This window comes from Enterobacter sp. MGH85 (assembly GCF_001037655.1).
GTDB lineage: Bacteria > Pseudomonadota > Gammaproteobacteria > Enterobacterales > Enterobacteriaceae > Enterobacter > Enterobacter intestinihominis.
In genome coordinates this window covers 756,063-777,547 of the sequence record NZ_KQ089925.1, presented here as the reverse complement: position 1 = coordinate 777,547, position 21,485 = coordinate 756,063, and the positions used below count along the sequence as shown (strand labels likewise).

Sequence of the window (21,485 nt, the reverse complement as noted above, 5' to 3'; positions counted from 1 at the left end):
TTATTTTCTCCCTCAGTGCATAACAGGCGATTGCATGTGACGGGCGCAGAGTTCATCCATCACGGCCAGCCCGAGGAAGGACAGCGACGGCGCGGCCTTGAGCGGTCCGGCTTCCATTAAATCTTCCAGCAGTGCACAGGCAATCAGACGGCCTTTTTCCTCGCCGTGCTGGCGCAGGTAAAAGCCCTCCAGCTCGACGGCAATGGCGCTTTCCAGCGCGTCGAGGGTGAGGTGCGGATAGCGGCGCTGGCGTTCGCATACTGTCAGCCATGCACATGCCACGGCGCGACGATACAGCGCGGCGCGTAATACGGGCGGTAATGGCTTTTTCATACGTTGCCCTCCCCGGTCAGCCAGCGCTGATTGCAGCGCTCTACCACGCCGTCGAGCTGGGCGGTCATGAGGTAAATCACGGAGGTGAGCTGTGACTGCTGCGCCGGGTCACGACGAACGGTCGCGCAGTCCTGCACCTGCATCAGCTCGTTGACGAGCTGGCCGACGTTGCGCATGTGCTCAAGGCATTCGAGGTCACGGGAGGTAATGGTGGTGTGTCTCATGCACGCACCTCCGCAACCGGCAGGCGGCCAGCGAACGACAGAACGTAGTCGCGAACGAGGGACAGGCGTGCGGCGTGTTCATCACCGGCAACGGTGCGGAGCATACAGATACGGGGTTTACGGTCTGCACGACGAACGGCGGCAAACACAAAGACAAACTGCGGGTACGACGGGGTGAGGATAGTAGCCATGATGGCAGCCTCCATTGAGTAGCGGTTACTGCTACCACCGGAAACGCCAATTTCACTGGTGGCAGCCCGAGCGGGGTTGGCGTAACCGGCCTCAATGGATACCGGCCAGCCCGAAGGCTGCCCCGCCCGGACTACCATTATCTTGCTGGAACCATGGTGTATAAAAAGACACCACAGCCCGGAAAATGGGTGTGCCTGAGCTACGACGAAAAAAAAGACGCACGGCGCGTCTGGTGTCGCCATTGAGTTTCGCGGAACGCCAATTCCGGCTGTCGATTTTGCGACAGCGGGAAAACTATACCTGGAAATGGCGACAGGAAGCAAGCCAGAAAAAGGGTCTGTTTGCTGAACGGTCATCATCATGCGTCATAGCCCCGGTTGCGTTCGGCAATACGATCCGCCATCCATGCCGTGATTTCAGACTGCGCCCACGCCACGTTTTTGCCGCCCAGGCTGATTTGTTTCGGGAAAGCCTCGCGGCTGATGAGGTCGTAAATGGTTGACCGGGACAGGCCGCACAGATGCATCACTTCAGGCAGACGGATAAAGCGCTCCTGAACGGCATCAGAAACCGGCATCAGTGGCGCGGCAGGGGCAGAAGACGGGGAAGAAAAAGCGGTTTGCATCGGGCTACCTCATAATGTCCATACAGTGCCGGTCGTGTCCGTCCGGCCTCGGGTAGCTCTCTATTTTGTGAATATTTTCCCTCAGGGCAACAAGTCATTTTGCAGTACTTCACCACACAACAGACTGTTTTTTATACAGCGACAATCTCTGACAATGTTCTGGTATATCGTGGGTATCCTTTGGCACATTCTGGTACATCCATATATAACCAAAAGTGGTTAATGGCTTATTTTTTATTAATAAAAAATATATGCAGCTCCAGGAGAGTTCAGAAGATGGGTGAACAGTGGTGAACAGACGGTGAACAGTCACACCCTCAACTGTTCACCCTTTATCTTACTGTATTACTTATATTTTTATTTAAGGTGAACAGTAGTGAACAGTTATATGTAAAAAAACAAACGATGAGCAAGGTTTTGCTGAGACCTTTCTCTGGCAAGCCGGGTTTTGAGTGGTGTTTGTGCCAGATCTGCCACAACTGCAATGAATCGAGATGTTGTGTGATGAAGGGCAGAATCATTTCAGGTTGAATACACGGAGAGCCTGAACATGAAACCCGAAACAGTCATTACCGCCCTGCAAAATGTTGCCGCCAGGCAGTCCGCAGAGAACAGCCAGCGCATCACCGACAAGCTGAGCGCATTCACTGCGGCCAGAGACACCCACGCGGCCAGCATGCAGGTACTCAAAGAGATTGATACGTCCATTGAACGCTGTAAGCAGGAGCGGCAGACCGCCCTCGATGAGAGCGCAGAGGCGGAGCAGGACTGGCGCAGCCGCTTTCGCACCCTGCGCGGCAGTCTCACCCCTGAAATGAAAGCTGAGCACAGCAGGCGTATCGCCAGTCGCGAGCTGGCCGACGAGTTCACTGGCCTGATTGCGGAGCTGGAGACAGACCGGACACGCGCCATGCTGAATGCCTGCTCCACCGGCAATAAATACCTTTCAGCGCATGAAGATGCCTTTACCGCTTATGCCGGTGCGGAATGGGCTCAGGCTGTCAATGCGGTTCCCGTCGCCCTTATCCGCGCTTTCCTGCTGCGTGTTCGTGCCCTCGAAATGAAGGGAGAAAGCGCCCCGCAGTCCGTGGCCATCAGTGAGCTGCGCGATGCGCTGAGCCGTCAGGGCAGCCTGTATCACTTCGATATGACGCAGGAGCCGGTGTTGTCCGTGACGGGCATGCACCGGCCGCAGATTACAGGCGTGGATACGGAGCTGTTACGCAGCCCTGCGAAGAGAATGATGCTTGCCAGAAAGCTGGCTGAAAATGGCGAGACAGAAGCGGAGGAGTAAGCATGTTTCACTGTCCGTTCTGCAAAACCAGCGCGCATTCCCGCACCAGTCGTTATCTGTCCGATAACGTCAAACAGCGCTATCACCAGTGCATGAACATCGAGTGCTCGGCCACGTTCCGCACGCTTGAGTCCATCGACGGGGTTATTCGTTCACCGGTGACAGAGCCGGTTATCCCGCTACCCGCACCGGCGGCCATCGTCAACCGTGCCGGTGCGTAAGCACGGCCAGTCATCAGGAGAAACATACGTGACCACACTGACGCTACAGAAAGCCTTTGAGACCTGTCAGGCAAACAAATCCGCCTGGCTGCAACGCAGGGAAGAACTGACGCAGGCCGAACAGGCATACCGCGAACAGCTTGCCGGCAGCGGGCACAGCGGCCGGAGCCTGCAAACGCTACGTGAAATTATTGACGTGAAAAAATGGGAAATTAATCAGGCTGCCAGTCGCTATATCCGTTCGCATGAGGAGTTACAGCGCATCAGTATCCGCGACCGTTTAAATGATTTTATGCAGGTACACGGCGCGGAGCTGGCCGCCGCCCTTGCCCCTGAACTGATGAATTATTCCGGGCAACACTCCGCCGTTCAGCGCTGCGCCATGCAGCACTCACTCGACTATCTGCGTGAGGCGCTACAGCTCTGGCTGGTCGCCGGTGAAAAAATTAATTATTCGGCGCAGGATAATGACATTTTAACGGCCATCGGATTCAGACCTGACGCGGCTTCGTGCGATGATAGTCGTGAAAAATTCACGCCTGCACAGAACCTGAATTACACCCGCCGCCGTGCAGAACTGGCTGTGCAGTAGTTCGCTTAAAAATCCCCGAAAATCCCGCCATTTTTACGTAAAAAATCCATGCATGCATAAGGTGCATGGTTTTGCATGCGTTTTACCGGCACTGAATCCCCCGCCAGCGCCAGCACTGGCGCGCTCTGAGGCCGGTCATGCGCCTGCATTAAAAGCGCCCCCTTAAGCGGGCAGGCGGGGCGGGGAGAGCATTGCGCGCCATGGCTGTACTTAAGATCTGGACTACCAACGAATGATCAGTTATAAATCAATGGCTCTAAACGTGTAAGGCATATTTAGTTATGCTTGTCGGGCGCTTAGCCAGACACTTTAATATTGAACGGCTTTAGGGTTGCGCTTGGTGTGCCTCTGGATTGCACTCCTAGTTGCACGTCGTCGCGCAATCCAGAGGAACACCAAGCGCTTCCTCTAGGTAAGAGCAACACGAAAGCTTACGCCACTATGTGGCGTAAGCTTCTTTTATGATAATTAATATAAGTCTTTACTCATGGAAAAAAATCAAAAAGAAAAATATGAGGAAAAGTTAAGAAAACATGTATCTGGCTGGGATCTTAAGAATTTTCGCGTTTGTTATGACGAGCAAATAATATTTCTTTGCGGGGCTAAAGTTGCACCATTCAATGAGCCTCAAACGACAATGAGAGGCATGTTTTATGAATTCTGTAAAGAAAATGACTCTAGGCTTTTTAATAAACTTCTTCTTGCTGAAGCGTTTAAAAACTATTTAAAAGACAGTCATTACCCTGACTTAATTTCATTTGAAAAAGACATTGCGAACTTATCCTCTTTGATTATTATATTTTTGGAAAGTAGTGGTTCCATTGCAGAATTAGGCTTGTTTTGTAATTTAGATGATATAAATAAAAAACTTTTAGTTATTGTTCCTGAACATGAAGTAAAGGATGGTAAAAAAGAGTCGTTTATTTATCTCGGCCCACTATCCTATCTTCGTGAAAAGGTTAATGAGAAATCATATATTGTTTACCCTGGTCCTATTGATGGAAGGGATTACAATGAGCACTTAGAGTTAATTCTCGATGATGTAAACTCATTGGCCCCCTCAGATGGAAAGGAATATAAGTTTGATGTAAATAACTCAGGCCATTTAGCCTTTTTACTTACCCATATTATTTCTTTAGCCATGCCGATTAGACTAAAAGAAATCATGATGTGTGTAAATGAATTAGGTATTAATGCTACTTTGCAAAAAGACATAGAGCGAATGCTGTTCCTGCTTGAAACCTTTTTCCATATTGAAGTATATGAATATGGAGGTACAAAATATTATTATACCAAGAGCTCAAAAGGAAGCATTAGATTGGGTAAAAACAAATCTGGCTTTACGGTTGATGAGGTTGGCATAAAAGCTGATTTGCTACTTTTTATTAATGATGTAGCAAGGTGTGATGATAAGAAAAGGCGGTTAGCATTGAATTCGATAAAGGAGAGGATCAATGAACATAATTGATATTATTTCTAAAAAGACCCTTCTTCCATCACCTAACGTTATGGTTTTTATTAATACAGCGCCATATCGCTATAAAAAATATTATTTACCAAAAAATAGTGGTGGCGTTCGTGAAATTGCTCAACCTTCACGTGAGTTGAAGGTTATGCAACGAATTATCATTGAAAAAATAGCTGCTTTTTTACCAATTCATGAAAGTGCATTTGCATATGTAAAAGGGAAAAGCATCAAAGAAAATGCGCAAAAACACAAAGAAAATGAATATTTTCTTAAGTTAGATTTTTCAGATTTTTTCAATAGTATAAAACCCAGTGATTTGCGAAATGTCTTAATAAAAAACGGGTTTGAAGATAATTCATTTAACCTTTTATTAATTGATAAAATATTTTTTTATAAAAAAACAAAAAAAAGTGGTCTTACTTTAAGTGTTGGCGCCCCAAGCTCGCCGCTTATTTCAAATGCTGTTCTTTACGAATTTGATGTGCAAGTTACAGATCTATGTAATAAAGAGGGCATTACCTATACAAGATATGCGGATGATCTAACGTTTTCATGCAATGAGAAAGGAAAGCTTATAGGCTTTCAAAAAAACATAATCAAAATTTTACGAAAAATACCGTCGCCGCATTTAAGGCTGAATGATAAAAAAACGATCTATACATCAAAATCTGTGAGTCGCCGAGTCACAGGAATAGTTATAAACAATGACGGCCAATTGTCATTGGGTCGTAAAAATAAAAGAATAATTAGTAGTTTAATACATCATTATACACTTAATAAGTTAAGTGCTGAGGATGTTTATAAGTTGAAGGGATACCTTTCTTATGCAAAACATATTGAGAGTACATTTATTAATTCAATGACAATAAAGTATGGCGTTGATACGATCAATGCCATACTTAAATATAATTAAGCCCTTTCGGCAACAATGTTTATTATTGTCATTTGTGGAGTGGGTTTGGTTTCCGAATTAAATGTAAAAAATATTATAACTACATTCAAAATAATAAGAGTTAGGGGGATTAAACGTTCAATTGAAGTTAAATGGAAATAACACTTTGATTTAAGGTAGTCATGCTCTTCATTAAACGGCTTGAAAGGAAAGTTGTTGTCATTTTCTATCTTGTTTATTGTTTCATATTTTGCTTCGTTTATTTTTTTGTATGTTGAAACTAGGAACATCCAGTACAGATTCACTATGATACATACAAGGCATATAATTGAACTCCATGCAGTTTGTGATAACCCCGCAGTTGATAGGTAGCTATTAAGTGATATAAGGCCTGTGTTAATTGCTATAATGAATGCATTAGTCTTTAGTCTGCGCTCACTAGTCTTATCTGCCATGTCAATGCAGAGTTTATAAATATCTATCTTCTCTTTTAATTCCATATGACTTATTTCCTCTATGAATTTTCAACCCAATTGTTATTTATATAGTAAAGAAGCATACCACTGCATCATTTCTCTTCTTTGTTCAAGATATAAAGCATGATTATATACTCCCCTTATAGAATTCTTATCCGCATGCGCTAACTGGATTTCGATCCAAGCACTATCAAATCCCTGCTCATGTAATATTGTCGACATAGTATGTCTAAATCCGTGGCCTGTAGCACGTCCTTTGTAGCCAAGAAGTTCAATCACTTGTGAAACACTTTCTTTCGAGATCGGTTTGCTACGATTATTCCTGCCAATAAAAATGTATGGATAATGGCCGGTGATAGGTTTGAGCTGTTTAAATAGGTCAACTACCTGAGTAGATAAAGGAACGATATGTGGCCTACGCATTTTCATACGTTCCGCTGGTATCTCCCATATACCTTTTTCGAGGTCTACTTCTTCCCACGTAGCAAAGCGCATCTCCTGCGTTCTTACACCAGTCAGCATGACTATCTTCGTAGCATTTTTGGTGATGATGCTACCGGTATACGCTTCGAGATCCCGAATAAAATGAGGCAATTCTTCGGCAGATAGAAATGGATGATGTTTTTGCTTAGGAACAGCCAGAGCGATGGCTAAATCAGGCGCAGGATTGTATTCAGCACGGCCAGTTATGATTGCGTAGCGATAAACCTCACCGCACCTCTGACGCACCTTACGTGTTTTCTCTAATGCTCCACGCTTCTCTATTCGTCGCAATACTTCAAGAAGTTCTAACGGTTTGATTTCACTAATAGGGCGTTTACCGATGAACGGGAACACATCTTGTTCAAATGTCTTAATGATTTCTTCGCGGTAGGCCACTGTCCAGCGGTCAGCTTTGTTGGTGTGCCATTCTCGACATATGGCTTCGAATGAGTTCTCTGTTGAGAGTTGCTGTGCCAGCTTTTGGGCTTTACGTTCTTCCACTGGGTCTATGCCGTTTGCTACCTGCTTACGAGCTGTATCGCGTTTCTCACGTGCTTCTGCAAGACTCACAAGGTCGTAGCTGCCAAATGACATTAGCCGTGCTTTACCGGCAAAACGAAAGCGAAACCGCCAGCCCTTTGAGCCGTCTGGATTGATTAGTAGTGACAGGCCTTGCCCGTCGTTCAATGTGTATGGCTTGTCTTGAGGCTTTGCTCGTTTGATTTGTATATCTGTAAGTGCCATGTGTATAAGCCAAAAATGTGTATAAAAAATCTATACACATCACTATACATATTTTTCATGGATTCAGGGAGATCTTGTCGGACTGCTTCGGATAATTAACCCACTATTATGATTGAAAATAAAGGGTTTTTAAGACTTCCCCGGATGGGTAGGGAGCAACATTGGCGGAAGATCACAGGAGTCGAACCTGCCCGGGAACGCTGGCGCCCCCAACTGGATTTGAAGTCCAGCCACCTCACCGGAGATGACGATCTTCCGCGCCTGCATTGCTACATGGAGGCGGGGCGCATTATAGCTACTTTCAGGCATTTACCACATACCCCACACCACTTTTTTCACCTCTCTTTTGACCTGAATCCCCCTGTTTCAGCTAATTCTTAAGAAAATCCTCAGGTTAGCATTTCGTGCTCATCAACTTTTATCCCGATCACAAAAAACAAGAAACGTAATCTCTTAACCAGAAAACGCAATACCCGCTCCTGAAACAATGGTTTAAAACCAATGCAACCGGTCTCAGCGCCCCCTACAGCGTGAAGGATAAAAATATGAGCGAAGTATTGTCAGTAAAAGAGAAGATTGGCTACGGCATGGGAGACGCCGCCAGCCATATCATTTTTGATAACGTCATGCTTTACATGATGTTTTTCTACACCGATATTTTTGGTATTCCCGCCGGGTTTGTCGGCACCATGTTCCTGCTGGCCCGCGCGCTGGATGCGATCTCCGACCCGTGCATGGGGCTGATTGCCGACCGCACCCGCAGCCGCTGGGGCAAGTTCCGTCCGTGGATTTTGTTCGGCGCGATCCCGTTCGGCATCGTCTGCGTGCTGGCGTATACCACGCCGGACCTCAGCCTTAACGGCAAAATGGTTTACGCAGCCATCACCTACACGCTGCTGACCCTGCTCTATACCGTGGTCAACATCCCCTACTGCGCGCTGGGCGGCGTAATTACCAACGACCCGACGCAGCGTATCTCCCTCCAGTCCTGGCGCTTTGTGCTGGCGACGGCGGGCGGCATGCTCTCCACGGTGCTGATGATGCCGCTGGTGAACCTGATCGGCGGCGACGATAAGGCGTTCGGCTTCCAGGGCGGGATCGCCGTGCTGTCGGTGGTCGCGTTCCTGATGCTGGCGTTCTGCTTCTTTACTACCAAAGAGCGCATCCAGGTGCCGCCAAGCACCACCTCCATGCGGGAAGACCTGCGCGATATCTGGCAAAACGACCAGTGGCGCATCGTCGGCGTGCTGACCATCCTCAACATTCTCGCCGTTTGCGTGCGCGGCGGCGCGATGATGTATTACTGCACCTGGATCATGGGCTCGCCGGAGGTGTTCGTCGCGTTCCTGACCACCTACTGCGTCGGCAACCTGATTGGCTCGGCGCTGGCGAAACCGCTCACCGACTGGAAGTGCAAGGTCAGCATCTTCTGGTGGACCAACGCCGCGCTGGCGGTGGTCAGCATGGCGATGTTCTTCGTGCCGATGCATGCCACCGTGCTGATGTTCGGCTTCATCTTCGTTATCGGCGTGCTGCACCAACTGGTGACGCCGATTCAGTGGGTAATGATGTCCGATACCGTCGACTACGGCGAATGGACCAACGGCAAACGTCTGACCGGCATCAGCTTTGCGGGCACGCTGTTCGTGCTGAAGCTCGGCCTGGCGCTGGGCGGGGCGATGATCGGCTGGATGCTGTCAGGCGGCGGCTACGACGCGGCAGCCAAAACCCAGAACAGCGCGACCATCAGCATCATTATCGGTCTGTTTACGCTGGCTCCGGCGATCTGCTACGTGCTGAGCGCCATTATCGCCAGACGCTACTACACGCTGAAAACCCCCTTCCTGACCAAAATCCTGCGCGAGCTGGCGCAGGGCGCGCGCCGCAATCAGCAGGAGTTTGAAAACCTGCCGGTCAGCAAAGAATTGCAGAACTAAGAGGACGTAAGCATGAAAATCAGTGATGGAAACTGGCTTATCCAACCGGGCCTTAACGTGACGTATCCGGTACAGGTGTTCGACGTGGAGCAGCAGGGCAATGACCTGGTGGTGTATGTGGCGCCGCGTGACGTGCGCGAACGCACCTGGCAGCTCGACACGTTGATGTTCACGGTGCGCCTGTTTGCTCCGCAGGAAGGGATTATCGGGGTGCGCATTGAGCACTTCCAGGGCGCGCTGAACAACGGCCCGCACTATCCGCTGAACGTTCTGAAGGATGTAAAAGTTGAGATTGAAAACAACGCCGAATTTGCCGAGCTGAAAAGCGGCAGCGTCAGCGTGCGCGTCGCCAAAGGCGAGTTCTGGGCGCTGGATTTCCTGCGCAACGGCCAGCGCATTACCGGCAGCCAGCTGAAAAACAACGGCTACGTGCAGGATACCAACACCGATCGCAACTATGTGTTTGAACGTCTGGATCTGGGCGTGGGGGAAACGGTCTACGGCCTGGGCGAGCGCTTTACCGCGCTGGTGCGCAACGGCCAGACGGTCGAAACCTGGAACCGCGACGGGGGCACCAGCACCGAGCAGTCCTACAAAAACATCCCGTTCTACCTGACCAACCGTGGTTATGGCGTGCTGGTGAATCACCCGGAAAATGTCTCGTTTGAAGTCGGCTCCGAGAAAGTGTCCAAAGTGCAGTTCAGCGTGGAAGGGGAGTATCTGGAGTACTTCGTGATCGACGGCCCGACGCCAAAAGAGGTATTAAACCGCTATACGCAGTTCACCGGCCGTCCGGCGCTGCCGCCGGCGTGGTCGTTCGGCCTGTGGCTGACCACCTCCTTCACCACTAACTACGACGAAGCGACGGTCAATAGCTTTATCGACGGCATGGCCGAGCGCGACCTGCCGCTGCACGTGTTCCACTTCGACTGCTTCTGGATGAAAGCCTTCCAGTGGTGCGACTTCGAGTGGGACCCGATGACCTTCCCGGATCCGGAAGGGATGATCCGCCGCCTGAAAGAGAAAGGGCTGAAGGTCTGCGTGTGGATCAACCCGTACATCGGCCAGAAATCGCCGATCTTCCGGGAGCTGAAAGAGAAGGGCTACCTGCTGAAGCGCCCGGACGGCTCCCTGTGGCAGTGGGACAAATGGCAGCCGGGGCTGGCGATCTACGACTTCACCAACCCGGACGCGTGCCGGTGGTACGCCGACAAGCTGAAAGGCCTGGTGGAGATCGGCGTCGACTGCTTCAAGACCGACTTCGGCGAGCGTATCCCGACGGACGTCCAGTGGTTTGACGGTTCCGATCCGCAGAAGATGCACAACCATTACGCCTACATCTACAACGAACTGGTGTGGAACGTGCTGAAAGAGACGGTGGGAGAAGAAGAGGCGGTGCTGTTTGCCCGTTCTGCCTCCGTGGGTGCGCAACAGTTCCCGGTGCATTGGGGCGGCGACTGCTACGCCAACTATGAATCGATGGCGGAAAGCCTGCGCGGCGGGCTGTCGATTGGCCTGTCCGGCTTCGGATTCTGGAGCCACGATATCGGCGGGTTCGAAAACACCGCTCCGGCGCACGTCTACAAACGCTGGTGCGCGTTCGGGCTGTTCTCCAGCCACAGCCGCCTGCACGGCAGCAAATCCTACCGCGTGCCGTGGGCGTACGATGATGAGTCCTGCGACGTGGTGCGCCACTTCACCCAGCTGAAATGCCAGCTGATGCCGTACCTGTATCGTCAGGCAGCGCTGGCCCACGAGTTCGGCACGCCGATGCTGCGGGCGATGATGCTGGAGTTCCCGGACGATCCGGCGTGCGATTACCTCGACCGCCAGTACATGCTGGGGGATTCGATGATGGTGGCGCCGGTGTTCTCCGAGGCGGGCGACGTGCAGTTCTGGCTGCCGGAAGGGCGCTGGACGCACCTGTGGCACAACGATGAAATCGAGGGCAGCCGCTGGCATAAGCAGCAGCACGATTTCCAGAGCCTGCCGATCTATGTGCGCGACAACACGCTGCTGGCGCTCGGCAATAATAACCAGAAGCCGGACTATGCGTGGCACGAGGGGACGGCCTTCCAGCTTTTCAACCTGAGCGATGGCGCAACGGCGGTGAGTGAAGTGCCTGCGGCGGACGGTTCCGTGTTGTTTACGCTGAAGGCGTCACGTCAGGGCGACGTCGTGACCTTTACCGGCACGGGAGATGCGCAAAACTGGTCGGTGTGCTTGCGCAACGTGCAGAAGGTCGGCGGCGTAAAAGGCGGTTCACATGCGGGCAGCGAGTGGGGTGTGGTGGTGAAAGCCGAGGGGGATGAGGTGGTGATCCACCTCTGAGCTGGAAAAATGCCCGGTGGCGCTTCGCTTACCGGGCCTACGGTAATTATGCGGTCTGATGCCCTCACCCACGGGGAGAGGGAACCAAAACCTCGTAGGCCGGGTAAGGCGAAGCCGCCACCCGGCTTTTTACTGTGCCGGAGCCACCGCCGACACCATCCCGCCGGTCATCGTCTGTTGCACCTGCTGTTTATCCATATTCACCGCGCTCAGCTTCCCGTTCACCGTCGGCTTCAGCGGCGCATTCGCCTGCACGCTGCCGCTGGCGGTGAGCTGAATATTGCCGTCGCCCGCAATCGGCAGCGCTGGCCAGCCCCACTGCTGCAAAACGTTGAGTGGTACACCGCGCCCGTTCAGGCTCACGGTGGTTTGTCGCTGTGGCAGCTGTGACACGGTGGCGGTCGCTTCCAGGATCCCTTTCTCGGTAAAGGCGCTCAGGTCGGTAATGTTTACCGTTGCGGCGTTGGCATTCAGCGCCAGCGACGGGCGTCGCACGTCGACGCGGTTAAAGGTTGCTGCCGCCCCGTTCAGGGTTGCGTTACCGCCCCACACGCCCCACTTGTGGTCTTGCGCCAGACGCAGATTAGCGCCATAACCGTCGAGGGAGGTGATCTGCCATGGGAACGCCGGATCGATGTCGATCACCAGGTTGCGGCTCAGGCCGAATTTTTTCAGCGTCACGCTGTTCAGCCATGCCGGGAGCGGATCCATCCACAGCGTTTTCCAGTTTTCCGGAAGCGTATATTCCAGCCCGGCAATGGCAACGTCGTCCAGCACCAGCGCGTTCCCGTCGCGCAGCCAGTTGCCGGAGGTGCGCACCATGCCCCCTTCCCAGCGGGAAGTGAACTGACGCAGCGCAATGCCCTGCGGGGAGAATTCCGCGTTCAGGATAGGGTCAAAAAGATGCAGCGAGCCGTAGATAAATTCGCTGGCGTTCATGGATAACCGTCCCTCCTGGCTTTGCCAGTCACCTTTACTCAGGGTGAGGTTACGCAGGCTGAGATCGAGGTCGGTTACCGCCCAGTCTGGCCCCTGTAGACGGGCATCGGTCACTTCCAGCCGCCCAATCTGTAACGAAGGCAGGGTGGAGAGAGGGGCGAAGAAATCCAGCAGCGATTTGTCGCTTTGCAGGCGTATCTCATTCAGACGCAGGGTGTCGATAACCCAGCCACCGTCGGCATTACGCTGAGCCGACCCCGTAAGCGAGCCGCGCGCCATATCGGCACCGATGGTATTGAGCACCACCTCTTTGCCGTTGAGTTGTCCCTGAATCAGCACGTTGTTGGCCGGTATGCCGTTGAGCGTGAGCGACCCGGCGCTCATCTGGATTTGCGCATTTTTCCCCAGTACGTTCCCCGCCTCGGGCTGCCACGGGCTGACGCCGCCGGTCACCTTTTGCGCACTGAGATCCCACTCCGTATTCGGGCTGTTAAAGGCCATGTTATTCAGTTGCAGACGATCGGCCTGGAACGGCAGCGGCGCCGTCTGTGGAGATAAATTCAGCGTGCCATCGAACAGGGTGATGGCGTCCATATGCAGCGGGTCGGTGATCTGGCGGCTGCTTAAGCCAATATCCACTTTTTTAGCGACCAGCGTGGCCGGTTTGCCATCTCGTCCGAAGGTGACGTTTTCCAGAAGGATGTGAGAAGGGGATGAAAAGTGGTGATCCATCAGGTCAAAGTTGAGCTCGTAATCGGTATTCACCGTGATCCAGCTACTGACCTGCGATGCGCCCCAGCGGGTCTGGAGCAGAAAATAAAAGGCGAGCACTACAATGAGCAGGGCTACCAGAAGATAGATAAGCAGCTTTCCAATAAATTTCATGGTCTTCCTTCCCGCGAAACGCACATAAGGGTGTTATGCACGATTTATGCGCAATGCTCAAGGCGGGAATGGTGTAAAGAGATGTCACGGCAGGCATTGACAGCCTGCCGTGTGGGGATCAGTTCTTTTCAGGCGGGAAAATGAGATTCAGCACGATAGCGGTAATACCGCCCGCGGCGATGCCGGAAGAGAGCAGGTTTTTCACCCAGTCCGGGGCAAACTGCAAAATCATCGGCTGCTGGGAGACGCCAAGTCCTACGGCGAGAGACAGCGCAATAATCATGATTGCGCGGCGGTTCAGCGGCTCGCGGGAGACGATACGCACGCCGGAGGCCGCGATGGTACCGAACATGACCAGCGTCGCGCCGCCCAGGACCGGCTCGGGAATGTGCTGTACAAACCCGCTCACCGCCGGGAACAGGCCGAGGACCACCAGCATCAGCGCCACCACGAAGCCCACGTAGCGGCTGGCAACCCCGGTCAGCTGGATCACGCCATTGTTCTGGCCGAAGCAGGAGTTCGGGAATGTGTTGAACACCGCCGAGACAAACGAGTTCAGTCCGTTCGCCAGCACGCCGCCTTTCAGACGTTTCATGTACAGCGGGCCGGAGACCGGCTGCTCGGACACGTCGGAGGTGGCAGTGATATCGCCAATGGTTTCCAGCGAGGTGATCATAAAGACCAGCATCAGTGGCAGGAGCAGACTCCAGTCAATGCCCAGGCCGTAGTAGAGCGGCGTTGGCACGGTAATCAACGCGCTGTTGGTTGGGGTGGTGTTTTCCGGCAGCATGCCCAGCGCCCACGCCAGCAGGTAACCGGCCGCCATGGCGATCACTAGCGAAGCCACGCGCAGGTACGGGTTACGCTGGCGGTTAAGCAGAATAATGATCGCCAGCACCACGCCTGCCAGCAGCAGGTTTTTCGGCGCGCCGAAGGTATGGTCGCTCATTGCCGCGTAGCCGCCCCCGATGGAGGTCAGACCCACCTGAATCAGCGACAGGCCGATAATCATCACCACCACGCCGGAGACCAGCGGGGTGATCACCCGGCGCGCAAGGTGCAGAACGCGGGAGATGATCATCTCTGTGCAGCTTGCCAGCATCAGGGTGCCGAAAAGCGCCGCCATCATCGTCGGGACATCTGCGCCGCCGGTTTTCAGTGCCGTACCGCCCATGATCAGCGGCGCCACAAAGTTAAAGCTGGTGCCCTGAATCGACAGCAACCCCGAACCCACCGGACCCCAGGCTTTAATTTGAATGATGGAGGCTACACCGGAAGCGAACAGAGACATACTGATGATGTGTTGCGTATCCTGCGCCGGTAACCCCAGCGCCTGACAAATCAGCAGAGCCGGCGTGATGACCGCAACGAACATCGCCAGCAGATGCTGGCAGGCGGCAAACACGGTTTGAGGCAGCGGGGGACGATCTTCAAGGCGGTAAATCAGTTCACTGTTTTGCTTCTGCGCAATCGGTTGCGCATCAGCAGACTCCAGAGTGTTAACAGACATCGGCGGCAATCCCACGGTGGAAAAGCGGGCATTTTAGCTGACCACCTGGTAAAAGCAAACGATTGCCAGCAAAAAAAAGAGAGAAAATCTGCCGGTGTGAGCAGGTTTTCTACAACGAACAGGAAAAAAAAATTACACTTTTCGCGCCGGCGGCTCATGACGAGCATCACCCGGCCCAGGATAACGCCGCGTGTGTATGGAACACGCGCATAACAGGAGCCTTTTATGATTCATCTCGATACGTTGTCGACCCTAGTTGCCGCAACGCTGGTTCTTCTGCTTGGTCGCAAGCTGGTACACAGTGTTTCCTTTCTGAAAAAGTACACCATTCCTGAACCTGTAGCCGGTGGATTGCTGGTGGCGCTGGCCCTGCTGGTACTGAAAAAAAGCATGGGTTGGGAAATTGATTTTGATATGTCCCTGAAAGATCCGTTGATGCTGGCCTTCTTTGCCACTATCGGCCTGAACGCTAACCTCGCAAGCCTGCGTTCGGGTGGCAAGGTGCTGGGCGTGTTTTTGATTGTCGTGGTGGGCCTGCTGCTGATGCAAAACGCCATCGGCATCGGTATGGCGTCGCTGCTGGGGCTGGATCCGCTGATGGGTCTGCTGGCGGGGTCGATTACCCTGTCAGGTGGCCACGGAACGGGCGCGGCGTGGAGCAAGCTGTTCATCGAACGCTATGGCTTTGAAAACGCAACGGAAGTGGCAATGGCCTGCGCGACCTTTGGCCTGGTGCTTGGCGGGCTGATTGGCGGCCCGGTGGCGCGCTATCTGGTGAAACATTCCACTACGCCGGAAGGCAGACCAGACGATGAAATGGTGCCGACCGCGTTCGAAAAACCGGACGTTGGTCGCAGCATCACCTCGCTGGTGATGATTGAAACCATCGCCATGATTGCCATCTGCCTCACCGTGGGCAAAATCGTTGCGCAATGGCTGGCGGGAACGGCTTTCGAACTGCCAACCTTTGTCTGCGTGCTGTTTATCGGGGTGATCCTGAGCAACGGTCTGGCGCAGATGGGCTTCTACCGCGTCTTCGAACGCGCGGTGTCCGTGCTGGGGAACGTCAGCCTGTCGCTGTTCCTGGCGATGGCGCTGATGAGCCTCAAGCTGTGGGAGCTGGCCTCGCTGGCGCTGCCGATGGTGGCGATCCTGGCGGTACAGGCCGTGTTTATGGCGCTGTATGCCATCTTTGTTACCTGGCGCATGATGGGCAAAAACTATGATGCGGCGGTACTGGCTGCGGGTCACTGTGGATTTGGTCTGGGAGCGACACCAACGGCCATCGCGAATATGCAGGCGATCACCGAACGGTTCGGCCCGTCGCACATGGCGTTTCTGGTGGTGCCGATGGTGGGCGCATTCTTCATTGATATCGTCAACGCGCTGGTCATTAAGCTCTACCTGATGCTGCCAATGTTTGGCTGATCGTCAGGCGTTGGAATACCGCTCGGTTTCCGGCATCCAGCGTTCAATTAACGCTGCCGCCTGTTCGGGGTAGCGTTCATGAATATGACGCGCAAGGCGTTGTACTTCGGGGATCATGGCCTGATCGCGCAGCAAATCCGCCACTTTAAATTCGGCGTTACCCGTCTGACGTGTGCCCAGCAGTTCACCCGGGCCGCGGATCTCCAGATCTTTTTGCGCAATGACGAAGCCGTCATTGCTGTCGCGTAATACCTGCAAACGCATCTGCGCGGTTTTCGACAGCGGGGCTTTGTAGAGCAGCACGCAGTGAGAGGCGATCGCGCCACGGCCCACGCGGCCTCGTAGCTGGTGGAGCTGCGCCAGGCCCAGACGCTCCGGGTTCTCAATAATCATCAGGCTGGAGTTCGGCACATCCACGCCCACTTCGATAACCGTGGTCGCAACGAGTAAGTGCAGCTCGCCCTGTTTGAACGACTGCATCACCGCCTGCTTCTCGGCAGGCTTCATGCGCCCGTGAACCAGACCGACGTTCAGCTCTGGCAGGGCGAGCTTTAACTCTTCCCATGTGGCTTCGGCAGCCTGCGCTTCCAGCAGCTCAGACTCTTCAATCAGGGTGCAGACCCAGTACGCCTGACGCCCTTCCTGCGTACAGGCGTTGCGCACGCGGTCAATGATGTCGCTGCGCCGCGTGTCCGGTATGGCAACCGTGGTCACCGGCGTTCGGCCCGGCGGCAACTCGTCGATGGTGGAGGTATCCAGATCGGCATAGGCCGTCATCGCCAGGGTGCGCGGAATCGGCGTGGCGGTCATGATCAGCTGATGCGGGTGGAAGCCCTGTTGCAGACCTTTCTCCCACAGCGCCAGACGCTGATGAACACCAAAGCGGTGCTGTTCGTCGATAATGACCAGCGCCAGGCCGTTAAACTGCACCTGTTCCTGGAAAATGGCGTGCGTGCCGACAATCATCTGCACCTGCCCGCTGGCAATGGCTTCCTGCTGCGCAAGACGTGCTTTGCCCTTCTGCTTCCCGGCCAGCCAGCCCACTTCGATCCCCAGTGGGGCGAACCAGTTACGGAAATTGTTGGCGTGCTGCTCGGCCAGCAGTTCTGTCGGCGCCATCAGCGCCACCTGCTTGCCGTGGGCGATAGCGCGTAAAGCGGCCAGCGCGGCAACCAGCGTTTTCCCGGAACCCACGTCGCCCTGCACCAGGCGCATCATCGGCACATTCAGCGCCATATCGCGTTCAATCTCGGCGGTAACCCGCGCCTGTGCGCCGGTGGGTTTAAACGGGAGTGAGGCCAGCAGCTTATCTTTGAGTTCATCACGCTGGCCTAAAGGCTGAGCGTGGAAACGCTGCGCACCGGCGCGCAGGGCCAGCATGCTCAGGTTATGAGCCAGTAACTCCTCAAGGATAAGACGCCGTTGTGCGGGGTGTTTACCGCTTTCTAAGTCTATGAGCTGAAGCGTCGGCGGCGGACGGTGCAGGGTGCGCAACGCCTCCGGCAGGCTCATCATGCCCTGCGCTAGCTCCGGTGGCAGCAGCTCGTTAATGGCGCAGGTATCAAGCAGCTCCAGCGCCTGGTCGGTGAGCTTGCGCAGCGTGGCCTGCTTAATGCCTTCGGTGGTTGGATAGACCGGCGTGAGCGTCTCCTGTAGCTCAGGTGAGCTGAGATCGCCCTGCACGCGGTATTCCGGGTGGATCATCTCCGCGCCGTATTTGCCCCGTTTGGCTTCACCGTACGCAAGTACGCGTCGTCCAGTGGCAAGGCTGTTTTTCATCGCCGCATTGAAGTTGAAAAAGCGCATGGTGAGAATGCCGGTGCCGTCGCTGATCTGGCAGGTCATCATCCTGCGTCCGCCAAAGGTGATGTTGCAGTTCAGCACTTCCCCTTCAACGGTGGCGTAAATAGCGGGCAGCAGATCGCCAATTTTATAAAGCTGAGTACGGTCTTCGTAACGCAGGGGGAGGTGGAGCAGGAGATCCTGCACGGTGTGCAGGCCAATCTTCGCCAGTTTACTGCTTTGTGCCGCGCCCACGCCCGTCAGGCTGTTGAGCGGTATGGCGTCCAGCAGGCGGCCTTTCATGATTTACCCTGCGTACTGCATGGTGGACCACCACTCGGCATCGGCTTCAATTTCGCCCTGCGCGTTGACGTGGGGGTAAGGCAATTTCTTCTGCTTCGCAACGCGAGCCAGCACCGGATAGCCACCTTCAAACAGCAGGCGCTGCTGCTCCTCTTCCGGCAGCATGCTGTTGCTGCGCTCGTACATTCCGGCATTCTGACGCTGGCGCTGCGCTTCATACAGGATCAGCGCTGAGGCGACCGACACGTTGAGTGACTGGACCATGCCGATCATCGGAATGATGATGTCCCGGTCAGCCAAATCCAGTGCTTCCTGCGTGATCCCCGTTTTCTCCTGGCCCATTAAAATGCAGGTCGGACGGGTGTAATCGATCTCACGGAAATCCACGGCTTTAGCAGAGAAGTTGGTTGCCAGAACCTGCATGCCACGCCCTTTCAGGTGCGAGACCGCTTCACCAATAGTCTGGTGAGTTTTCACGGATACCCAGCTGTTGCTGCCTGCGGCGGTGGAGGCCATGGTACGCATACGTGCGCCTGGCCAGACGGCGTGGACTTCATGCACGCCGACGGCATCTGCGGTGCGAACGATAGCAGAGACGTTATGAGGTTTATGGACCTGCTCCATGCAGACCGTCAGATCAGGCTGACGCCTGGCGAGCATTTCGCAGATTCGCTCGTAACGTGTTGAATTCATAATGCTAGTTTCGGTTACGGGTGACTTTAATGACATCCGGCATCACGCGGATCTTGCGCATAATATTGGCCAGATGTACGCGGTCACGGGCGGTCAGGCGAATAAAGGCGCTGTAAACGCGGCCATCTTTTTCTTCAGTATTCAGGCTCTGAATGTTTGACGAGGCCGTGTTGATCGCTGCCGTCAGGTTCGCCAGTGCACCCTGGTGGTTAAACATATCCACCTTGATTTCAGTGATAAATTCCTGCGCTGTCTCTTTATCCCATTCGACCGCCATGAACTTCTCAGGCTCTTTCTGATAGCCACGGATGTTACGGCAGGATTCGTGGTGGATCACCAGCCCTTTACCCGGGCTGACGTGCGCAATAATCGGGTCGCCCGGGATAGGGCGGCAGCATTTGGCGAAGGTGATGAGCACCCCGTCAGCGCCTTTGATTGGCAGGTGACCATGATTTTGCGCGTTAGCAGGAACGGCTGTCGTTTCGCCCTGTTGCAGGTTCTTCGCCACGACCACGCTCATGGCGTTTCCGAGGCCAATCTCTGCCAGCAGGTCATCCAGCGAGGCGAGCTTCATACGCTCCAGCTCATGCTGAATGTTTTCTGGTGGGATCTCTGCCAGTTTGCGGCTGCCACCCAGCGCGTGATTGAGCAGACGACGCCCCAGGCTAACGGAGTCGTCGCGCTTGAGATTTTTCAGCAGCTGGCGGATTTTTGCGCGCGCTTTTGAGCTCACGACAAAGTTCAGCCAGGCGGCGTTAGGACGTGCGCCCGGCGCGGTAATAATTTCGACAGTCTGCCCGCTGAAGAGCGGCTGCGACAGCGGATAAGGCTGCCTGTCGACGCGGGCACCCACGCAGGCATGGCCGATATCGGTATGCACGGCGTAAGCGAAGTCGACCGGTGTCGCGCCCGCAGGCAGTTCGACAATGCGCCCTTCCGGCGTGAAAACGTAAATCTCATCCGGGAAGAGATCGGATTTAACGCTCTCGATAAATTCAAACGAGCTACCTGCACTCTGTTGCAGCTCCAGCAGGCTCTGCATCCAGCGCTGGGCGCGGATTTGCGCGGTGGTGCTGCTTTCGCCGCCGTGCTCTTTATAAGCCCAGTGCGCCGCGACACCCATTTCCGCCATCTGATCCATGTCTTCGGTACGAATTTGCACCTCAACCGGAACGCCGTGCGGGCCAATCATCGAGGTGTGCAAAGACTGGTATCCGTTCGCTTTTGGAATGGCGATGTAATCTTTGACGCGCCCCGGACGTGGCTTGTACAGGCTATGCATCTGCCCCAGCACGCGGTAGCAGGTGTCCGAGTCGTGGACGATGACGCGGAACGCGTAGATATCCATGATCGAGTGAAAACGCTGCTCTTTGAGCACCATTTTGCAGTAAATAGAGTACAAATGCTTTTCGCGACCGCTGACGCGGCATGGAATACCGGCTTCCTGCAAGCGCCCTTCGATTTCAGAGAGGATCTTTTGAATCATCTCTTTACGGTTGCCTCGTGCGGCTTTCACCACCTCTTTAATCACGCGATAGCGGTTTGGGTATAACGCTTCAAAACCCAGCTCTTCCAGCTCGGTTTTAATGTGATGAATACCTAAACGGTGCGCCAGCGGACTGTAGATTTCGAGGGTTTCACGGGCGATGCGGCGACGTTTATCCGGGCGAAGTGAGCCCAGCGTGCGCATATTGTGGGTGCGGTCAGCAAGTTTGATGAGAATGACGCGGATATCCTGCACCATCGCCATGATCATCTTGCGAAAGTTTTCGGCCTGCGCCTCTTTCTTATCGCGGAATTTCAGCTTATCAAGCTTAGAGACCCCTTCCACCAGCTCGGCAACGCTTTTGCCAAACAGCTGTTCCATGTCCTGGTAGGTGGCAGGGGTATCTTCAATCACGTCATGCAGCAGGGCGGCCATGAGCGTTTCGTAGTCGAGTTTCATCTCGGCCAGAATACAGGCCACCGCTACCGGGTGCGTGATATAGGGTTCACCGCTTGAACGTGTCTGGCCCTCGTGAGCGTCACGTGCAACGAGATACGCCTGCTGAAGACGCTTAATCTGGTCTTCAGGCAGGTAGGTTTGAATCAGTTGATTCAGGCTTTCAAACAGATACAAGGGCGACCCGCAGG

General features: G+C 53.9%; 19 protein-coding genes and 1 tRNA gene. 8 read left to right on the top strand and 12 right to left on the bottom strand.

Annotated features, from left to right (window positions below; all coding sequences use genetic code 11):
* Nucleotides 1-12: 12 nt before the first annotated feature.
* The 4 genes from SK51_RS03630 to SK51_RS03615 are packed head-to-tail and all read right to left on the bottom strand — an operon-like array spanning nt 13 to nt 1,374.
* The gene (locus tag SK51_RS03630) at nt 13-333 is read right to left on the bottom strand and encodes a DUF5375 domain-containing protein (RefSeq protein ID WP_048206595.1); all 321 of its coding nucleotides are present in this window, start codon (nt 331-333) and stop codon (nt 13-15) included.
* On the bottom strand, nt 330-557 hold the full coding sequence (locus tag SK51_RS03625; RefSeq protein ID WP_048206594.1) for a hypothetical protein: 228 nt from the start codon (nt 555-557) through the stop codon (nt 330-332). Before SK51_RS03625 ends, SK51_RS03630 begins: the two co-directional genes overlap by 4 nt.
* Nucleotides 554-1,111: a host cell division inhibitor Icd-like protein gene (locus tag SK51_RS03620; protein ID WP_048206593.1), complete on the bottom strand. Its 558-nt coding sequence runs from the start codon at nt 1,109-1,111 to the stop codon at nt 554-556. The genes SK51_RS03625 and SK51_RS03620 overlap by 4 nt, the downstream gene beginning before the upstream one ends.
* A complete protein-coding gene (locus tag SK51_RS03615) occupies nt 1,108-1,374 on the bottom strand; it encodes a helix-turn-helix transcriptional regulator (RefSeq protein WP_045344418.1) in 267 nt (88 codons plus the stop codon). The genes SK51_RS03620 and SK51_RS03615 overlap by 4 nt, the downstream gene beginning before the upstream one ends.
* Before the next feature lie 550 nt (nt 1,375-1,924).
* Between SK51_RS03615 and SK51_RS03605 the strand changes: the two genes are divergently transcribed.
* The 5 genes from SK51_RS03605 (at nt 1,925) to SK51_RS03580 (ending at nt 5,862) form a co-directional block, all read left to right on the top strand.
* A complete protein-coding gene (locus SK51_RS03605) occupies nt 1,925-2,668 on the top strand; it encodes a hypothetical protein (protein WP_048206592.1) in 744 nt (247 codons plus the stop codon).
* Nucleotides 2,669-2,670: 2 nt separating this feature from the next.
* Entirely contained in the window at nt 2,671-2,889 is a 219-nt protein-coding gene (locus SK51_RS03600; protein ID WP_047723421.1) for an ogr/Delta-like zinc finger family protein, read from the top strand.
* Nucleotides 2,890-2,917: 28 nt separating this feature from the next.
* Nucleotides 2,918-3,481 carry a phage polarity suppression protein gene (locus SK51_RS03595; RefSeq protein ID WP_048206591.1) on the top strand — a complete coding sequence of 188 codons (564 nt, stop codon included), beginning with the start codon at nt 2,918-2,920 and terminating at the stop codon, nt 3,479-3,481.
* Nucleotides 3,482-3,968: 487 nt separating this feature from the next.
* Entirely contained in the window at nt 3,969-4,949 is a 981-nt protein-coding gene (locus SK51_RS03585) for a retron St85 family effector protein (protein WP_048206589.1), read from the top strand.
* Entirely contained in the window at nt 4,936-5,862 is a 927-nt protein-coding gene (locus tag SK51_RS03580) for a retron St85 family RNA-directed DNA polymerase (protein WP_048206588.1), read from the top strand. The genes SK51_RS03585 and SK51_RS03580 overlap by 14 nt, the downstream gene beginning before the upstream one ends.
* Here SK51_RS03580 and SK51_RS03575 read toward each other — a convergent pair.
* The 3 genes from SK51_RS03575 to SK51_RS03565 all read right to left on the bottom strand — a co-directional run bounded on the left by SK51_RS03575 (nt 5,859) and on the right by SK51_RS03565 (nt 7,801).
* Nucleotides 5,859-6,341: a RipA family octameric membrane protein gene (locus SK51_RS03575; RefSeq protein WP_048206587.1), complete on the bottom strand. Its 483-nt coding sequence runs from the start codon at nt 6,339-6,341 to the stop codon at nt 5,859-5,861. The two genes, SK51_RS03580 and SK51_RS03575, sit on opposite strands and share 4 nt — an antisense overlap.
* A gap of 36 nt (nt 6,342-6,377) precedes the next feature.
* Complete coding sequence (locus tag SK51_RS03570; RefSeq protein WP_048206586.1) at nt 6,378-7,544, bottom strand: tyrosine-type recombinase/integrase; 1,167 nt, start codon at nt 7,542-7,544, stop codon at nt 6,378-6,380.
* A 162-nt stretch (nt 7,545-7,706) separates the two neighbouring features.
* A tRNA-Sec gene (locus SK51_RS03565) sits at nt 7,707-7,801 on the bottom strand.
* A 288-nt stretch (nt 7,802-8,089) separates the two neighbouring features.
* On the opposite strand from SK51_RS03565, the gene SK51_RS03560 reads away from it, so the two are divergent.
* Together SK51_RS03560 and yicI are read left to right on the top strand one after the other, a co-directional pair.
* On the top strand, nt 8,090-9,481 hold the full coding sequence (locus SK51_RS03560; protein ID WP_023305198.1) for a glycoside-pentoside-hexuronide family transporter: 1,392 nt from the start codon (nt 8,090-8,092) through the stop codon (nt 9,479-9,481).
* Nucleotides 9,482-9,493: 12 nt separating this feature from the next.
* Nucleotides 9,494-11,812 (top strand): alpha-xylosidase, encoded by a 2,319-nt coding sequence (yicI, locus tag SK51_RS03555; protein WP_023305199.1) that lies wholly within the window; start codon nt 9,494-9,496, stop codon nt 11,810-11,812.
* Between the two features lie 129 nt (nt 11,813-11,941).
* On the opposite strand, the gene SK51_RS03550 is transcribed toward yicI, so the two are convergent.
* A complete protein-coding gene (locus SK51_RS03550; RefSeq protein WP_023305200.1) occupies nt 11,942-13,636 on the bottom strand; it encodes an AsmA family protein in 1,695 nt (564 codons plus the stop codon).
* 118 nt (nt 13,637-13,754) lie between these two features.
* The gene (gene xanP, locus SK51_RS03545) at nt 13,755-15,146 is read right to left on the bottom strand and encodes a xanthine/proton symporter XanP (RefSeq protein ID WP_023305201.1); all 1,392 of its coding nucleotides are present in this window, start codon (nt 15,144-15,146) and stop codon (nt 13,755-13,757) included.
* 225 nt (nt 15,147-15,371) lie between these two features.
* Between xanP and gltS the strand changes: the two genes are divergently transcribed.
* On the top strand, nt 15,372-16,574 hold the full coding sequence (gene gltS / locus SK51_RS03540; RefSeq protein ID WP_006812438.1) for a sodium/glutamate symporter: 1,203 nt from the start codon (nt 15,372-15,374) through the stop codon (nt 16,572-16,574).
* 3 nt (nt 16,575-16,577) lie between these two features.
* Here the strand turns inward: gltS and recG are convergent, their stop codons facing one another.
* From recG to spoT, 3 genes are read right to left on the bottom strand one after another with little or no spacing between them, the layout of a single operon-like run.
* Complete coding sequence (gene recG / locus SK51_RS03535) at nt 16,578-18,659, bottom strand: ATP-dependent DNA helicase RecG (RefSeq protein ID WP_023305202.1); 2,082 nt, start codon at nt 18,657-18,659, stop codon at nt 16,578-16,580.
* 3 nt (nt 18,660-18,662) lie between these two features.
* Nucleotides 18,663-19,352 (bottom strand): tRNA (guanosine(18)-2'-O)-methyltransferase TrmH, encoded by a 690-nt coding sequence (gene trmH, locus SK51_RS03530; RefSeq protein WP_048206585.1) that lies wholly within the window; start codon nt 19,350-19,352, stop codon nt 18,663-18,665.
* A gap of 4 nt (nt 19,353-19,356) precedes the next feature.
* Entirely contained in the window at nt 19,357-21,471 is a 2,115-nt protein-coding gene (gene spoT, locus SK51_RS03525; RefSeq protein WP_022646616.1) for a bifunctional GTP diphosphokinase/guanosine-3',5'-bis pyrophosphate 3'-pyrophosphohydrolase, read from the bottom strand.
* Nucleotides 21,472-21,485 lie beyond the last annotated feature (14 nt).

Excerpts from the sequence above, each read along its gene's own strand:
- recG (WP_023305202.1), bottom strand. The coding sequence starts at position 18,659 with ATGAAAGGCCGCCTGCTGGACGCCATACCGCTCAACAGCCTGACGGGC.
- SK51_RS03605 (WP_048206592.1), top strand. The coding sequence starts at position 1,925 with ATGAAACCCGAAACAGTCATTACCGCCCTGCAAAATGTTGCCGCCAGG.
- SK51_RS03620 (WP_048206593.1), bottom strand. The coding sequence starts at position 1,111 with ATGATGATGACCGTTCAGCAAACAGACCCTTTTTCTGGCTTGCTTCCT.
- xanP (WP_023305201.1), bottom strand. The coding sequence starts at position 15,146 with ATGTCTGTTAACACTCTGGAGTCTGCTGATGCGCAACCGATTGCGCAG.
- gltS (WP_006812438.1), top strand. The coding sequence starts at position 15,372 with ATGATTCATCTCGATACGTTGTCGACCCTAGTTGCCGCAACGCTGGTT.
- SK51_RS03585 (WP_048206589.1), top strand. The coding sequence starts at position 3,969 with ATGGAAAAAAATCAAAAAGAAAAATATGAGGAAAAGTTAAGAAAACAT.
- SK51_RS03615 (WP_045344418.1), bottom strand. The coding sequence starts at position 1,374 with ATGCAAACCGCTTTTTCTTCCCCGTCTTCTGCCCCTGCCGCGCCACTG.
- SK51_RS03560 (WP_023305198.1), top strand. The coding sequence starts at position 8,090 with ATGAGCGAAGTATTGTCAGTAAAAGAGAAGATTGGCTACGGCATGGGA.
- SK51_RS03630 (WP_048206595.1), bottom strand. The coding sequence starts at position 333 with ATGAAAAAGCCATTACCGCCCGTATTACGCGCCGCGCTGTATCGTCGC.
- SK51_RS03600 (WP_047723421.1), top strand. The coding sequence starts at position 2,671 with ATGTTTCACTGTCCGTTCTGCAAAACCAGCGCGCATTCCCGCACCAGT.
- SK51_RS03550 (WP_023305200.1), bottom strand. The coding sequence starts at position 13,636 with ATGAAATTTATTGGAAAGCTGCTTATCTATCTTCTGGTAGCCCTGCTC.
- yicI (WP_023305199.1), top strand. The coding sequence starts at position 9,494 with ATGAAAATCAGTGATGGAAACTGGCTTATCCAACCGGGCCTTAACGTG.
- SK51_RS03580 (WP_048206588.1), top strand. The coding sequence starts at position 4,936 with ATGAACATAATTGATATTATTTCTAAAAAGACCCTTCTTCCATCACCT.
- SK51_RS03570 (WP_048206586.1), bottom strand. The coding sequence starts at position 7,544 with ATGGCACTTACAGATATACAAATCAAACGAGCAAAGCCTCAAGACAAG.
- SK51_RS03625 (WP_048206594.1), bottom strand. The coding sequence starts at position 557 with ATGAGACACACCACCATTACCTCCCGTGACCTCGAATGCCTTGAGCAC.
- SK51_RS03575 (WP_048206587.1), bottom strand. The coding sequence starts at position 6,341 with ATGGAATTAAAAGAGAAGATAGATATTTATAAACTCTGCATTGACATG.
- trmH (WP_048206585.1), bottom strand. The coding sequence starts at position 19,352 with ATGAATTCAACACGTTACGAGCGAATCTGCGAAATGCTCGCCAGGCGT.